At 68.4% G+C, this 14330-nt stretch carries 12 protein-coding genes and 1 pseudogene; 10 read left to right on the forward strand and 3 right to left on the reverse strand.

Going from position 1 to position 14330, the window contains the following annotated elements; genetic code table 11:
* The first annotated feature begins 10 nt into the window (after positions 1-10).
* Positions 11-1438 (forward strand): glycosyltransferase, encoded by a 1428-nt coding sequence (locus tag ACSRUE_RS03420; protein WP_441289757.1) that lies wholly within the window; start codon positions 11-13, stop codon positions 1436-1438.
* Here ACSRUE_RS03420 and ACSRUE_RS03425 read toward each other — a convergent pair.
* Entirely contained in the window at positions 1417-1698 is a 282-nt protein-coding gene (locus tag ACSRUE_RS03425; protein ID WP_441289758.1) for a TIGR00366 family protein, read from the reverse strand. The genes ACSRUE_RS03420 and ACSRUE_RS03425 overlap by 22 nt on opposite strands.
* A 146-nt stretch (positions 1699-1844) precedes the next feature.
* Between ACSRUE_RS03425 and ACSRUE_RS03430 the strand changes: the two genes are divergently transcribed.
* From ACSRUE_RS03430 to ACSRUE_RS03450, 5 genes are all read left to right on the forward strand, one after another.
* Positions 1845-2105 (forward strand): DUF4291 family protein, encoded by a 261-nt coding sequence (locus tag ACSRUE_RS03430; RefSeq protein ID WP_441289759.1) that lies wholly within the window; start codon positions 1845-1847, stop codon positions 2103-2105.
* Between the two features lie 52 nt (positions 2106-2157).
* Positions 2158-3081 (forward strand): DMT family transporter, encoded by a 924-nt coding sequence (locus ACSRUE_RS03435; RefSeq protein ID WP_441289760.1) that lies wholly within the window; start codon positions 2158-2160, stop codon positions 3079-3081.
* A 339-nt stretch (positions 3082-3420) separates the two neighbouring features.
* Positions 3421-4143 carry a hypothetical protein gene (locus tag ACSRUE_RS03440; RefSeq protein WP_441289761.1) on the forward strand — a complete coding sequence of 241 codons (723 nt, stop codon included), beginning with the start codon at positions 3421-3423 and terminating at the stop codon, positions 4141-4143.
* Between the two features lie 19 nt (positions 4144-4162).
* Positions 4163-4678: a hypothetical protein gene (locus ACSRUE_RS03445; RefSeq protein WP_441289762.1), complete on the forward strand. Its 516-nt coding sequence runs from the start codon at positions 4163-4165 to the stop codon at positions 4676-4678.
* Positions 4679-4712: 34 nt separating this feature from the next.
* Positions 4713-5183, forward strand: coding sequence for a hypothetical protein (locus tag ACSRUE_RS03450; protein ID WP_441289763.1), 471 nt, complete (start codon positions 4713-4715; stop codon positions 5181-5183).
* Positions 5184-5198: 15 nt separating this feature from the next.
* Here the strand turns inward: ACSRUE_RS03450 and ACSRUE_RS03455 are convergent, their stop codons facing one another.
* On the reverse strand, positions 5199-5627 hold the full coding sequence (locus ACSRUE_RS03455; protein ID WP_437762639.1) for a MarR family winged helix-turn-helix transcriptional regulator: 429 nt from the start codon (positions 5625-5627) through the stop codon (positions 5199-5201).
* Positions 5628-5720: 93 nt separating this feature from the next.
* On the opposite strand from ACSRUE_RS03455, the gene ACSRUE_RS03460 reads away from it, so the two are divergent.
* Complete coding sequence (locus ACSRUE_RS03460; protein WP_441289764.1) at positions 5721-6806, forward strand: aldo/keto reductase; 1086 nt, start codon at positions 5721-5723, stop codon at positions 6804-6806.
* 93 nt (positions 6807-6899) lie between these two features.
* On the forward strand, positions 6900-8750 hold the full coding sequence (locus tag ACSRUE_RS03465; RefSeq protein WP_441289765.1) for a DUF459 domain-containing protein: 1851 nt from the start codon (positions 6900-6902) through the stop codon (positions 8748-8750).
* A 244-nt stretch (positions 8751-8994) separates the two neighbouring features.
* On the opposite strand, the gene ACSRUE_RS03470 is transcribed toward ACSRUE_RS03465, so the two are convergent.
* Complete coding sequence (locus ACSRUE_RS03470) at positions 8995-11139, reverse strand: TonB-dependent receptor (RefSeq protein WP_441289766.1); 2145 nt, start codon at positions 11137-11139, stop codon at positions 8995-8997.
* A 546-nt stretch (positions 11140-11685) separates the two neighbouring features.
* Between ACSRUE_RS03470 and ACSRUE_RS03475 the strand changes: the two are divergent.
* Positions 11686-12152, forward strand: a pseudogene (locus tag ACSRUE_RS03475) (IS1380 family transposase); the annotation flags it as partial.
* A gap of 734 nt (positions 12153-12886) precedes the next feature.
* Positions 12887-14254 (forward strand): radical SAM/SPASM domain-containing protein, encoded by a 1368-nt coding sequence (locus tag ACSRUE_RS03480; RefSeq protein WP_437762643.1) that lies wholly within the window; start codon positions 12887-12889, stop codon positions 14252-14254.
* The last annotated feature ends 76 nt before the right edge of the window (positions 14255-14330 follow it).

Genomic DNA, 14330 nt, shown 5'->3' on the forward strand with positions numbered 1-14330 from the left:
GGGGGAGATCATGTTCTTCGACAACAGTGTTCATTTTGCTGCCACAGGACAGTACAGACCAGCCAACGGCGCCGACGCCCAGGACGGGGGCGTTCTCCGTCGAGCAGCTGGGTACCGGCGGCTCTTGCTCGTCAGCTACCACTTTCCGCCCGTCGGCGGAGCCGGGGTGCAGCGTCCGGTCAAGTTCGTGAAGTACCTGCGTCGCTTCGGCTGGGAGGCGAGCGTGCTCATCGCGGCGAACCCATCAGCGCCGCTCTCCGACGACAGCCTGCTTGGCGACATCCCGGCGGAGGCGCACATCGAGCGCGCGAGGACGTGGGAGCCGAACTACAGCATGAAGGCCAAACTCGCGTCCGACACGACGAGTACGACCACCGCAAACGGACCGCGCCGGCGCCTCGTCGGGGCGCTGCGCAGAGCGGCCACGCTCGCGCTACAGCCCGATCCGCAGGTGCTCTGGCTCCCCTCGGCGCTGCGCGCAGGCAGCCACCTCCTGCGCCGGATCCATCACGACGCCATCCTCGCGACCGCCCCGTCATACTCGAACCTCGTCCTTGGAGCCCTGTTGAAGAAGCGCTTCGGACTGCCGCTCGTCCTCGATTTCCGCGATGAATGGGACATCAGCCAACGTTACCTCGAGAACGCGCGCCATGACGCATTCTCCTATGCCGTCCAGGGCAGGATGCAACGCTATATCCTGCAGCAGGCCGACGCCCTCATCTGCACGACAAAATCGAGCGCCAGGCGCCTTCAGGACCGCGCTCGCGAGGCGGGCAGCCACGCCGCGTCGACGTGCATCTACAACGGCTTCGACGAGGACGACTTCGCTCCCGGGCGGGCTGCGGCCGACATCGCCAAACCGGAGCCGAACACCTTCCGGCTCGTTTATACGGGCACGCTCTGGAATCTGACGAGCATCGAGCCGCTGATCGCAGCGATTGAGGTGCTCGACGCGTCCGCGCCGGAGAGCCTCGCGCAGCTGGAGCTCGTCATCGTGGGCAGGAGAACCGAGCAGCAGGAAAGGCTGCTCGACCGTGTCAAGAAGACGCAATGCCGCCTGCGTCTCGAGCCCTATTGCGACCACTCGCGCTCGATCGCCTGGATGAGATCCGCCGACGCGCTTTGCATGCTCCTGAGCGACGTCGAGAACGCACATCGCGTCGTGCCGGCGAAGATGTTCGAGTATCTCTCGCTCGGGAAGGGGATCCTCGCAATCGCCCCTGACGGCGAGGCGACCGACATTATCAAAGAGCACAACGCGGGCCACCACTTCCAACCGGGCGAGGTGCTCGGGATCGCGAGCTGGCTGCTCGAGCGCATTCGGGGCGAGTCGCGCACGCTCCCGAACGACAACGCCGCCAAGATCGCGCAGTTCAGCCGGGCACAACTTTGCGAGCAGCTCGTGAACGTACTGGATCAGCTCCCCAGGGCGCCGTGAGCCGCCCCGCTGCGCGCGGCCCGGCGAGCGCCAGGAGATAGCCGCTGAACATCACGCGCGGCCATCCGCATGGAGAACGAGAGCAGCTCCCAGAAGCCGCCGCCCCAGCCCTTCACGACATCCATCGGCGCCGCGCCCGCCCGCGTGAGCCCGAGCCCGAACGCGAGCAGCGTGAGCAGCACCGCGATGGCGAAGGCCGAGGGCACGTACCGCGCGCTGAATCGCCCCAGCGCGTCCGCGATGCGAACGAGGGTTTCCATGGGATCCGCCGCAGCCGGTCCGGTTTCCCTGCGGCGTAGCACGGGCGAGCTATGCTGGGGTAGGCCTCGGGCAAGGAAAGCTGACTCGAGAAGAGCCCGAGGAGGGAGCGATGGAGGAGCGATGAAGAAGCTGGAGCTCGAGTCGTATGCTGCGCAGGCCGCCCGCTGGCCCTCGGCAGGACGTCGCGCGGAGGGCGATCCAGCTCGGTCTGCGGGGCGCGACGCTGCGGCAGTTCGTTGAGGAGTGGACGGTGGGCGTGGAGGACGTCTCGGCGCTCGTGGCGGAGCAGAGGGAGGTGCTGCGCGGCCGGGGTGCCGGGCAGATCGAGATCCCGCGGGAGGAGGTGTATTGGCCGACAGCGGCGGAGGCAGCGAAACCGGTTGGGATAGAGCGCTGGGGGGCGTAGCGGGACGGCGAGCCCTGGCCAGGGTAGCGGCGCTCCCCTACTGTCGGCGCCAATGGCTTCCAGCTCTCTCGGCATTGCCGAGTCCCGCCAGCGGCGCATCGCCCACGTCCTGCTGTTCGTCACCCCGGCGCTGTTCACCGCCAACATGCTGCTGGCCCGCGCCACGGCCGATTTCATCCCGCCGGTGGCGCTGGCGGAGCTGCGCTGGACGGGCGTCGTGCTGGTGCTGCTCCCCTTCTGCGGCCGCGATCTGTGGCGCGCCCGCGCCGCGCTGCGGCGGGACTGGGCCCGAGTTGCCCTGCTCGGCCTGCTCGGCATGGGCATCTGCGGCGCCGGCGTCTATCACGGCGCCGCCACCACCACGGCCACCAATATCGGCCTGATTTACGCCGTCTCGCCGGTGATCATCCTCCTGCTGTCGCGGGCCATGTTCGGAGAGCGGCTCAGCCGGCGCCAGGGCCTGGGCGCGGCGCTGGCGCTGGCCGGCGTGCTGGTCATCGTGCTGCGCGGCGACGCGGCGGCGCTGCTGGCGCTCAGCTTCAGCACGGGTGACCTGATGATCCTCGGCGCCGCGATCTCCTGGGCGCTCTACACCGTATTGCTGAAGCGCTGGCCCGATCCGCTCGGGGTCCAGGCGCGGCTCGCCGCCATCGCGCTGGCCGGCGCGATCCTCCTCTTGCCGCTGCTCGGCTGGGAGCTGGCCAGCCGCGGCGCGCCGCATTTCGACCTGCGCACCGTCGCCACCGTGCTGACCCTGGTCCTCGTGCCGGGCGTCGGCGCCTATGCCACCTACGGCTATATCACCGAACATCTCGGCCCCAGCCGCACCGGCCTGCTGCTCTACCTGTCGCCGGTCTATACCGCCGTGCTGGCCTGGCTGCTCCTCGGCGAGGCCTTTGCCCTCTACCACTGGCTCGGCGCGGCGCTCGTCCTGCCGGGCCTCTTCTTCGCCACGTACAAGCCGAAGACGACCTGAATGCCCTGCGCCTCGTTGGGCGCTCCGACCCAGCATGGCGGGAGGGGCCCGCTCCGAGCCTGGGAGCTCCGCCGAGTGGGCCGCGTCCGCGACCTCGGCGAGCGGGCGCGGTTCGCGGAGGACGCCGGTCACGCGACGGCGCCGGAGCGTCGGCGTTCGCGGATTCGCGGAGAGACGAACGCGCCGGGGCTCTCCCTGGACCTGGAGGGCCCCGTCAGGGAATACTTTGCCGAGCCGGGACTTCCAGCTCGGCGCGGACCCGTGCGCCGCGTTCAGCTCGAGCGCACCGCCCTGCCCGCTTGACAGAATCCCCCGTCGGCACCAGACAGATCGTTCCAGATGATGACGAAGACCACCCTGCCCGTCGTGCTCATGACAGCCCTCGCCGTCGCGACCGCCGGTTGCGATACCAGCGGCAGCGGCGGGCGGTCCAGAGAGCGGTGGGCGACCACCGAGAACACCACCGTCGAGCTCGACTTCGACAAGGTCAACGAAGCCTTCAAGGCGGCCGAGGGGCCCGAGGACTTCGAGCGGCGCGTCAACGAGATCTACCAGGGGAGCGAGGTCATCAGCGTCGCCGTACAGGACCTGGACGCCAAGACGCAGGTCGTCACCGGGTTCTTCGACAAGAACAGCGACGGCAGCGTGCAGGACCCCGAGAAGGTGTTCTCGATCCGCCGTGACGTCTCGGGCGAAGGCGCCGCGCAGATCCAGACGTCCGGGTTCGGCCCCTACGGGTACTACCACTCGCCGGTGATGAGCCTGGCGTCGGGCATGCTCCTCGGCGCCATGGTGTCGTCGGCGCTGCGCCCGAACTACGTGCCGGTGTACACGCAGCCGTACACCACGCCGCCCGGCCGCGCGCCCGATCTGCGATCCCACCGCGAAGCGTACCGCGCCTCGAACCCGTCCAGCGTCGACCACAGCAGGTCGTCGCAGACCGGGCGGCGCTACAACAACGCCGGCAGCAGCCGCTTCGGCAGCGGCAAGTCCGGCGCCGGCTCGCGCTTCGGCGTCCGCCGCGGCGAGCGAGGCCGCAGGCCCGAGCGCCTGGTCGCGTAGCCGCGCGCCGGCCGCCGCGATGCAGCCGCTGCGAAGCATCTCCGAGCTCCCGTTCCGCTGCCGTCCCGCGCTGGAGCTGCTGAACCTCGAGCAGCACCGTGACGAGCCGGACGTGGAGTCCACGCAGTTCGGCTGGTGCCGGGTGGACGCGCTCTGGCTGGACGGCCGCGCGGATCGAGGGCCGCTCCGGCTGACCGACGCGCTCGTCGTGGCGGTGCACGCCGCGGACGAGCCGGAGGTGCTGCCCGATGACGTGGAGCTCGAGTTCTTCGTCGAGGAGGTCGCCAAGGACTACTCGGTGACCGTGCTCCTGTCGGCGTTCCTCGAGCGCTGGCTGCCGGCCGCGCTCTCCGGCGAGCACGCCATCGTGCTCGCCATGTGCAACCCCCACGCCGCGCGCATCCGGCGGCCGGAGGCGGCGGGGCGCACCCCCGTGTACTACGCCGACGGCGACGTCGACGCGTGGCTCGACACCGACGCAGACGGTCGCCGGCACATCCGCCTCGAGGCGGAGGCGTGGCGCGCCGCGGAGTGAGGCGATGTTCGAAGGACGCAGACAGCAGCCGATCGTGTCACGCGAGCAGAAGCTGGTCTATGCCGGCATCTACGTGCTGAAGAAGATGGACCTGAAGCCCGCCGACGGAGGCATGGAGATGCCGCTCGTGCTGCCGTCCGAGCTGAGCCCGCTGGGGGACGTCCTGCAGGAGCTCGTGAACGCGGACCTCGTCGAGGTCAACCGCCGCAAGGCGCGGTTCGAGCTCACCAAGAAGGGCCTGGCCTACCTCGGCGAGATCATCGACGAGGCGGAGGCGCTGGTCGACGAGTTCGACGACGAGTCGCTCGAGGACGCGGTGGCCGAGCTCCGCGGGCGAAACGTGGACGTGCTGCGGGCCCGGTTTTTGTGGGGCTGGTACGACGGCGAGCTGGACGATCTGGTGCTCTTCCAGCAGCGCCGGGGCGTGACGCCGGTCGAGCAGTGGTGGGCGGACTACCTCATGAGCGACGCGTTCTACGAAGAGCTGCGGCGCGACTACGAGTGAACGCGAGGGCGGCCGTCAGCGCGGGCGAGCGCGCTCCCCCATCAGCCGCGTGAGGAGCCGCGCCAGCTCGGCGCGCTCGCCTGCCGAGATCCGCGCGAGCCTTCGCCCGAAGGCGTCGTCGAGGATCGCCCGCGCCGCCTCCATCGCCTTGCGCCCCGAGCGGGTGAGCGTCAGCCGAAAGCGCCGCAGATCGCCCGCCTCCGTCTCGCGCTGGACGAAGCCGGCCGCCTCCATCCGCTTCACCATGAAGGTGATCGAAGGCTTGGGCGTGATCAGCGCGCGCGCCAGCTCGGCAGGATAAGGGTGGTCGTCGAGCTTGCCGAGGAGGAGGAACTCCTTCATCTCGAGCCCCAGCGCGCGCACCTCGGGCTCCACCTCGGCCATGACCGCCATGCTGAACTCGAAGTTCAGCGTCCAGAGCTCCCAGGGCGAAGGCTTGTCCATGTTCTTTCTGCTCGCGCTTGACGATGGAGCGGCGCGGCGTTATTAGTTCAATATTAAACTGTTCCAAACGGAACCAGCTCCGGAGATGATGCGATGCCGCTCGATCATTATGTCACGCTCGGTCGCTCAGGTCTGCGGGTGAGCCCCTTTTGCCTCGGCGCCATGACGTTCGGAGAGGACCTGGGCTGGGGGAGCAGCGTCAAGGACTCCGAAGCCATCCTCGACCGCTTCATCGAGCTCGGGGGGAACTTCATCGATACGGCGAACCTCTACACCAAAGGACACTCGGAGAAGATCATCGGGGACCACCTCGGCCACGACCGGCAGAAGCGCGACCGGCTGGTGATCGCCACGAAATTCAGCGGAAACCTGTACGTCGGTGATCCCAACGGCGGCGGCTCGAACCGCAAATCGATCCTCGCCGCCTGCGAGCAGTCGCTCCGCCGGCTGCGCACCGACTACATCGATCTCTACTGGCTGCACAACTGGGACAAGTTCACGCCGATCGAGGAGACCATGGCGGCGCTCCACGATCTCGTCCAGTCGGGGAAGGTGCGTTATATCGGCGTGTCCGACACCCCTGCGTGGAAGGTGACGCAAGGGCAGCTGATCGCTCAGTTCCGCGGATGGGCGCCGTTCATCGGGCTGCAGATCGAGTATTCGCTCCTCGAGCGGACGGTCGAAGGGGAGCTGATCCCCATGGCCCAGGAGCTCGGGCTGGGGGTGACGCCGTGGTCGCCCCTGCGGAGCGGGATCCTGAGCGGCAAGTACACGCGGAGGAACGCCGCGACGGTCAAGCCGGAAGGGCGGCAGTGGACCGCGAGCTACCTCGACGAGAGGAGCTACACGGTGATCGACGAGCTCGAGCGGATCGCCAAGCAGCTCGAGACCACCGTCGCGCGCGTCGCCCTCAGCTGGGTGCAGGCGCGCCCGGCGGTGTCGTCCACGATCATCGGGGCGCGCACGCTGGCGCAGCTCGACGACAACGTGAGGGCGCTCGAGGTGAAGCTCACGCCGGAGCAGACGGCGGCGCTCGACGCGCTCACCGCTCCGAAGCTGAACTTCCCCGCCGAGTTCCTCAATCTGGCGCACATGATCCAGGCCGGGGGGACGACGATCAACGGCCAGCCGTCGCAGCTCATCCCCTTCGGCGTCACGAAGAAGGGGGATCACTACTGACGGGTAACCTCGACCACGGCGCGATCCGCGCGACGCGAGCGCGCGGCAAGGGAGGCGCCGCCCGGGCGTTTTGATAGTCTCGCCCCTCGCCTCGTGGACACTCCCGCCCGCCGCCCGCTCTTCCCTCACCTGCCCGCGCTCGACGGGCTGCGCGGGCTCGCCCTGCTCGGCGTCCTCTTCTTCCACGCGAACGGGATGCTGCGCGGCGGCTTCCTCGGCGTCGATCTCTTCTTCGTCCTCTCGGGCTACCTCATCACGTCGCTCCTCCTCGCGGAGCACGAGGCGCGCGGCGCGATCTCGCTCAAGGACTTCTGGATCCGCCGCGCGCGCCGGCTCCTCCCGGCGCTCCTCGCGCTCGTCCCGGTGGTCGCGCTCCACGGTCGCCTCTTCGGGCCGCCGAGCGCGCTCCCCGGCCTCCGCGCCGATGTCCTCGCGACGCTCGGCTACGTCGCGAACTGGCGCGCCATCTACGCGCACAGGAGCTACTGGGAGATCTTCACGTCGCGCTCGCCGCTCGAGCACACGTGGAGCCTGGCGATCGAGGAGCAGTTCTACGTCGTCTGGCCGCTCGTCATCGTCCTCGTGCTCTCGCGGTGGTCGCGCCGCGGCGTGCTCGTCCTCACGCTGGCGCTGGCCACGCTCTCCGCGACCGCGATGCTCGTCCTCTTCGCGCCGGAGAGCACGACGCGCGTGTACATGGGCACGGACACGCGCGCCTCCGGCATCCTCCTCGGCGCCGCGCTCGCGACGGTGCTCACGCCGCGCACCGCGCTCTCCACGGGCGCGGTGCGCCTCCTCGACGGCGCCGGCGTCGCCTCGGCGGTCGGCCTCGCGATCGCGTGGTCCGTGTTCGACGGCCAGTCGTGGCTCCTCTACCACGGCGGGCTCTGGCTCACGGAGCTCGGGGCCCTCGTCCTCATCGCGTGCGCGGTGCAGGGCTCGCGGAGCCTCGTGGCGCGCGCGCTCGCGTGGCGCCCGCTCGCGTGGGTCGGCACCGTCAGCTACGGCGTCTACCTCTGGCACTGGCCGGTGCACGTGTTCGTGTCGAGCGATCGCCTGCACGGCCTCGCCCTCACCGCGCTCCGCTTCGCGATCACCTTCGCGGTCGCGCTCGTCTCCTACCGCTTCCTCGAGAGGCCGATCCGCGAGCGCGGGCTGCCGAAGGGGCGCTCGTTCTGGGCGGTGCCGGCCGGCGCCACGCTCGGCCTGCTCATCGCCGTCCGCGCGACCCACGCGCAGGACGGCGAGGCGCCGAAGGGCTCCGCGATGATCCACGCGCTCGTCACCTCCGTCGTGAAGGACGAGGCCACGTTCCACGTCGTCGTCGTCGGCGACTCGACCGCGAACACGCTCGGCTGGGCGCTCCGCGGCCTGCAGGAGCGCGGGCTCGCGGTGGACCTCCACGGTCGGGACGGCTGCACCATCATGGCGGACCTCTGCGGCATGACCGAGTGGCCCGCGCTCCTCGCGCAGGCGAAGCCCGACGCCGCGGTCCTCTACCTCGGCGGCGCCTTCATGCACGGCATCACGGCGAACGACGAGTGGACGAAGGCGTGCAAGCCGGCGTGGCACGAGCGCTTCGAGACGAACCTCGTCACGAACCTCGACAAGCTCCGGAACCCCGACGTGCGCGTCTGGATGGCGACCGTCCCCTACGCGCTCGGCGACTGGGAGACGAAGGACGTCCGCGAGCAGGTGACGTGCATCAACCGCTCGATCCGGAAGGTCGTCGCAACGCTGCCCGACGTCGCGCTCCTCGACCTCCAGGAGCACATCTGCCCCGCGGGCGAGTGCCGGCGCATGTACGAAGGCGGGGCGATCCGGCCCGACGGCGTGCATTTCACGATCGAGGGGGCGCGCGGCGTGGCGCGGTGGACACTCGCGGAGCTCCGCGCGAAGCCGCGCGTGACCGGCTCTCCAGCGGACTCCGGGCCGCCCCGCTGAGCGGGAACGCCTGCTGGGGAAGCTCGACGCCCTCAGACAGGTTGCCCTTGCCGGGGACGTGGTTGATCTCGATCCGGATGCCGCCCGGATCGTTGAACAGGATCGAGCAGTAGCCTGCCGCCCGCGCCCCGTCCTGCGGCGCACGCACGAGCTTGCCGTCAAGCACCGCCAGCGTGCTCTCGCGCAAACAGCGGGCGGAACGCGCTCTCCGCGTACCCTGGGCGACGGCCGAGCGTTCGCGGGCTCAGAAGTTCAACGTCGCGGTCACGTAGCCCGAGCGGGCGGCACCCGGGTTGAACTGGTTCTCGAGCGTGCCGAAATCCTTGTACCAGGCGGACGCGTTGTAGACACGATTCAAGATGTTGTCCACCTGGACGGTGAGCACGAGCCGCTCGGTCACATCATAGGACGCGTTCGCGTTGAAGACGATGTAGTCCCCGACCTTGGCTGAGCTGTTGTCCTTGGTCAGGTAGTAATCTCCCTGCGCGTAGCACCACAGGGAGACGAACAGCCCCTGCAAGGGGCGGACGTCGAGCCCCGCTTTCGCGAGGAAGCTCGGCACGTGATCGAGCTCCTTGCCCTTGAGCTTGGGCCGGGTGGGACCCGGCTCGACCTGCTCGGAGATGGGACGGCTGAACGAGCCCCAGATGGAGACCGGCTCGATCGGGCGCACGGTGAGCTCGACATCGTAGCCGCGCCGCATCGTCTCTCCGACGTTCTCGGATTCGCCCGACTCGTCCGCCTTGGGCCGCACCTCGCCGCTCGCGAACTGCTGCCAGTACGCGAGGTGGGCATTGAGCCATGGGGACACGCTCGCCCTGTAGCCGATCTCCCAGCCGTCGTTGATCGACGGCTCGAGCGGCGCCCTCCCCGGAGCGGCGTAGGCGCCGATTCCGGAGCCGACCTGGAACGATCGCCCGTAGTTGCCGTACACGCTGTGGCCCTTCACCGGCGTCACCCTGACACTCGCCTTGGGCTGCCAGATGGTACCGTAGTCGTTGATGGGGAGCTCGACGTCGTTGAGCCGGTCGGTGAAACCGCCGGCCAGGCGATCGGCCCGCAATCCGGCCACCAGCAGGAGCGGCTCGATCGGCTTCACACTCGCCTGCGCATAGGTGCCGATGGTATGGAAGTTGAAGGCGTGATCGCGGAGCTTCGGGTCCGGCAGCCGCTTGCGGTTCGCCGTGGGGAAGCGCTGCTGGACGTTATCTTGAAACTGGTAGTCGATGCCCCACTCGGCGGCCACATCGGCCCCCCAGGGGCCGCGCGTCCGCAGGGTGAGCACCGAGCTGCCACCGTATTGCTTCTCATCATGGGCCCGCAGCTGCTGGACCGTGTCGGCCTCGTACGTTACCCAGCGGTCTTGCAGGAACGACTGCCCGTACGCCTTCAGCTGCCAGGACAGGCCGTCGGCGAGGGCGTAATCCGCGTGGAGGCTCGCGTGAAGGGTCGTCTGCCGGCCGCCGTCGCTCCCCGCATAGAGGAGCGACTTTGTGGGGTGCGAGCGCGCATCTTCGGGACCGAGATAGCCGGGCGCGTCTGCGTCGAGGAACATGGCCCTGACGATGAGCCCGACCTTGAGCTCCTTGGACAGCTCATAGAACCATTTGCCAGACCCGGCGGCCTTGTCCGTTCTCGAATGGTCGCGGTACCCCTCGGCCCCACGGTAGCCCGCAAAGTAGGTCTGGCTCAAGCCGCCGCTCTCATGGCCGACGAGCACTTGGGGCTCGATCGTCCCGAAGCTGCCGGCGAGGAGCCGGGCGAAGCGCTCGCTGCCACTCTTGCGCGTGGTGACGTTGATGTTGCCGGCGACGTTGAAGAGCCCGTAGCGCGGGTCGTTCGTGCCCTTGACGACCTCGATGCGCTCGATCTCGAGCGGAAAGACGGCCTTCATGTCGGGGTAACCGATGTGAAGGTTGGCCGGGATGCCGTCGATCAGAAGCTTCGTATTGGCGTCGGCCTGCGTGCTGAATCCGCGGATCCCTATCTCGGCATTGGCGATGCCCTGGTTATAGGAGTCCATGTAGACGGTCGGCACACGCTTGAGCAGCTCGAGCGGATCGCTCGGGCTCTGCTTCTTGATCTCCTCGGCTCCGAGGACATCGACCGACGTCACGATGTCGGCGCTGGTGAGCGGGCCCACCTGCCTGCCGCGGATGGTGACCTCGGGGCTCGGCTCAGGAGGAGGGTCGGCCGGTGCGCCGTCGGGAGCGTCCGCCGGTGCGGGCTCGGCGGCCGGAGGCGCGCCCGATGCGCGCGTGACGGCAGGCGCCGCGGCGGCAGGGGGTGCTGCCTCGGTGGCGTCGGGTTCCGCCGCCTCGGCGATCTGGGCCGAAAGCAGGACGAGGAGCGTGGGGACGAGAGCGTGGGGGCGAGCGCGCAGGGTCATGACAGGAGCACAGGCGTAAGAGCGGCGGGGGAGCCGCAGCGCTGGGGTGGCGAGTGGATCAGGGCGCTTGGGGTGCAGGCGACGCAGCGAGAGGAGAGCGAAAGGAAATCGGACTCGAATACGCCGGAAACGATTGCGAAATGCACCCGCTAGACGGCCCGCGTGAACGGCTATGAGAACCAAACGTTCTCCGAGAAGTCAAGTCTCTCTGGTACCGAACGCTTCCCGGCGCATTTCGATTCAACGGCGGTCCCTGGAGCCGGGAGACTGTGATCCAAGGGCAGCTGGATTGTAGTAAGCATTAGAATGATTGCCCATGTCAAGCCCTTCGTGAGGCGCGTGGGGCAGGCCCTGCGGCGCGTGTCTCAGTCCCAGCGCCCGGCAGCGCCGGTACCCCGCTCGCCTGGCCGCGGGCACACCGCCGCCTCGGCGACCTTTCAGCGTGGATTTCGCGCCCACGATGCCGATCCGAGGCCAGAGAAATCTGACGCCATCAACGGAACGCCTTGGAAGAAGGCTCCGGCATGGCAACCCGTCCGGGTTGCGATGTTCAACCGAAGGGGCACGCCGAGCACCGGCGGGGTGCGTCGGCGCGAGCCCGGGGTTCGAGAGGCGCGGCGACGGGCGGCAACAAAAACGAATCCGGCGGCCAGCCCCTTGCAAGATCCACGTCGCGCCCACGGAGAAGGACCTGACAGACGTCGCAGGGCTCGTCCCGTTACGCTCCTTCGTCCGGGAGCTCGGGGTCGACGCGGCCTTGCACCGCAGATTTTTCCGGTTCAAGACTTGTCGCTCGGTCATGTACCCGATGGCCGCGCAGATGCGGCTGCTGATGGACAGCGCGCTCGCCGGCGAGGAGCGCGTCTTCGGCATCGAGGCGCTCGCCGTCGATCCGCTCTTCTCACGCCTCGCGGGCGGGGCTGTCCCGCGCATCGACACCGTCTACCGGGTACCGGGACCTGCGCCGCTTCGATGAGGAGGCGCTCGAAGCGCTCCACAGCAGGGTCGCCGACCCGCGGACAGAGCCCGGCGTGCGAATTTCCCGCACCGGGCTCCCACCTTCGGTCTACGGACCGTGGAAGGGTCGTTCGGACCAGGGATGAACGATGCGGGTCGGCGGAGGCGGATAGCGTGCCTCGCATGTCTGGATCTTCTCCACCCTCCATCGCGCTCGCTGGGTTCGCCTCTGTAGCTGGTGATCCCAGGTATGCTCGACTTGCCGGCGGAACGTTTGCTGGCGCCCTTGCGTTGGCGGAGACGCCATAGTGGTTCAGCGCCCACGAATCACGGAGCAGAGCCACCGATGTTGCGGCGCCGGCGGCTCATGCATTCCTATCCGTTTGGGCCTCCCGGAGAGGGTGTCGAAGCCCGGCGTCCCCGTCATCTTTACCCTCCAACAGCTCCGCGTCCCGGTGCCGTCCTTGCCGCCGGTAAGCCGACCTTGGCCTCGTGACGAGACGGCGATTTCCAGTACACGTAAAATGCCACAGGCAAACGTCGCGGATCGCCGCCTCAGAAAGCCGTTGACACCGAGCACGCGTTGGCACATGCTGGCCTCGCGACGGAATGCCCCCTCGAAGCGATGATCCCTCGTGGATGGGCGGGCATATTCCGCCCACCAGGCGACGAATCACCTATCGTCGGTTCGCGAGCCGAGTCGGCTCTGCACACAGTGCTCAGACGGCACTGGCACGGACGCAGGCAGGATTCGGACATCCCTAAACGGCTCAGGGAGGATCCTAACTAGATGAGAGATCATCCGGACACGCCCGCGGGCAAGGCGCGGGGTGTAGCGCTCGTCGAGCGACACGTCACCCGTGCATTAAAAGAGGAAGAGCTCCTTCTGGGGAGGCATTCGCCCGCGGAGCCGGGGACGGTGCCGGTCGCGATGCCGTACTCCCGATTCCGCCGTGAATTCTTCGGCGGAGACGGCTATCAGTGTCTCAATGATCAGCGCACCCGGCTGGATGCCTTCGATATCATGCTCCTCGAGCAGATCGACGGCGCGCGAACCATCTCGGAGATCTACGACAATCTCTCGCGTGTCCCGGGCATCTCGGTGACCCTCGAGAGCACGCTGCACGCCATTGAGCGGCTCGTGAAGGGCGGTCTCCTCCGTTGGTCGACCGTGCGCTGTCCCGGCCGGCCGGTCAAGATCGAGGTGCACGAGCGGCAGAGCGACGTCTTCGATCGCCTGAGCTCCCCGATCAACGTGCTCTGGGAGCCCACGCTGCACTGCAATCTATCGTGCGACTTCTGCTACAATGCCTCCGGTCCGAGCGGGGACCGCGGCGAGCGCAGGACGGACGCTGTCAAGCAATTCGCCGATTCGGGCGCGCTCCAGCTGACGCTCATCGGCGGCGAGCCGATGATGCTGCCGGACTTCTACGACCTCGTTCACCAGGCCGAGGGGCTCGGCATGAGCACCGAGTTCGTGACCAACGGCTGGTTCATCGATGAGAAGCACATCGCGCGGCTGCTGGAGACGAACATCTTCCAGCTCGTCATCAGCATTGATGGCCTGGAGGCGACCCACGATCGCCTTCGTGGCAAGCAAGGCTCCTACAAGCGGGCGATGCGGGGGGTTCGGCTGCTGGCGGACGCGGGGTTCGACGTCAATGTCACCGTCTGCCTCCAGCGCAGCAACGTCAGCGAGATCGAGCCGCTCATCGACACGCTCGCCGAAGGGGGCGCGGCCCGCGTCAAGCTCCGCCCGATGGTCGCCGAGGGCCGTGCGCGCTCGATCTTCTCCGGGAGCGGCCTCACCCTCGCAGAGATCGAGCGCTATCAGCCCGTGATCAAGCGCAAGAAGGAAGAGTACCGCGGCCGCATGAGCGTCGCTCACCGGATGCCGGCGACCCAGCTGGGCGTCTGCGCCTGCGACTACAACCCGGAGAATCCGGGCGTTATCGCGCGCTACAAGGGGACGTGTGGCATGGGGCGTCTGCAGTGTTACGTGCGCGTCGACGGGGGCGTGACACCCAACTCGACGCTGCGCGACCACGTCCTCGGGAACATCTACGAGCGTTCTTTCAAGGAAATCTGGCAGGACGAGTCGCTGTGGACCGAGGCCAGGCCACCGAACCGCGCGGGTCTCAAAGTGCTGCATTTCTGATCCTGGTGCGGAGGTGGCTCGCGCGGGTCGATCTCGGCGGAGGCGGGTACGCTCCGGCCGGACGTTCAATCGGCGC

The sequence above is a fragment of the Sorangium sp. KYC3313 genome (genome assembly GCF_052075895.1).
Taxonomy (GTDB): Bacteria; Myxococcota_A; Polyangia; order Polyangiales; family Polyangiaceae; genus Sorangium; species Sorangium cellulosum_B.

Excerpts from the sequence above, each read along its gene's own strand:
- ACSRUE_RS03420 (WP_441289757.1), top strand. The coding sequence starts at position 11 with ATGTTCTTCGACAACAGTGTTCATTTTGCTGCCACAGGACAGTACAGA.
- ACSRUE_RS03425 (WP_441289758.1), bottom strand. The coding sequence starts at position 1,698 with ATGGAAACCCTCGTTCGCATCGCGGACGCGCTGGGGCGATTCAGCGCG.
- ACSRUE_RS03430 (WP_441289759.1), top strand. The coding sequence starts at position 1,845 with ATGCTGCGCAGGCCGCCCGCTGGCCCTCGGCAGGACGTCGCGCGGAGG.
- ACSRUE_RS03435 (WP_441289760.1), top strand. The coding sequence starts at position 2,158 with ATGGCTTCCAGCTCTCTCGGCATTGCCGAGTCCCGCCAGCGGCGCATC.
- ACSRUE_RS03440 (WP_441289761.1), top strand. The coding sequence starts at position 3,421 with ATGATGACGAAGACCACCCTGCCCGTCGTGCTCATGACAGCCCTCGCC.
- ACSRUE_RS03445 (WP_441289762.1), top strand. The coding sequence starts at position 4,163 with ATGCAGCCGCTGCGAAGCATCTCCGAGCTCCCGTTCCGCTGCCGTCCC.
- ACSRUE_RS03455 (WP_437762639.1), bottom strand. The coding sequence starts at position 5,627 with ATGGACAAGCCTTCGCCCTGGGAGCTCTGGACGCTGAACTTCGAGTTC.
- ACSRUE_RS03460 (WP_441289764.1), top strand. The coding sequence starts at position 5,721 with ATGCCGCTCGATCATTATGTCACGCTCGGTCGCTCAGGTCTGCGGGTG.
- ACSRUE_RS03470 (WP_441289766.1), bottom strand. The coding sequence starts at position 11,139 with ATGACCCTGCGCGCTCGCCCCCACGCTCTCGTCCCCACGCTCCTCGTC.
- ACSRUE_RS03480 (WP_437762643.1), top strand. The coding sequence starts at position 12,887 with ATGAGAGATCATCCGGACACGCCCGCGGGCAAGGCGCGGGGTGTAGCG.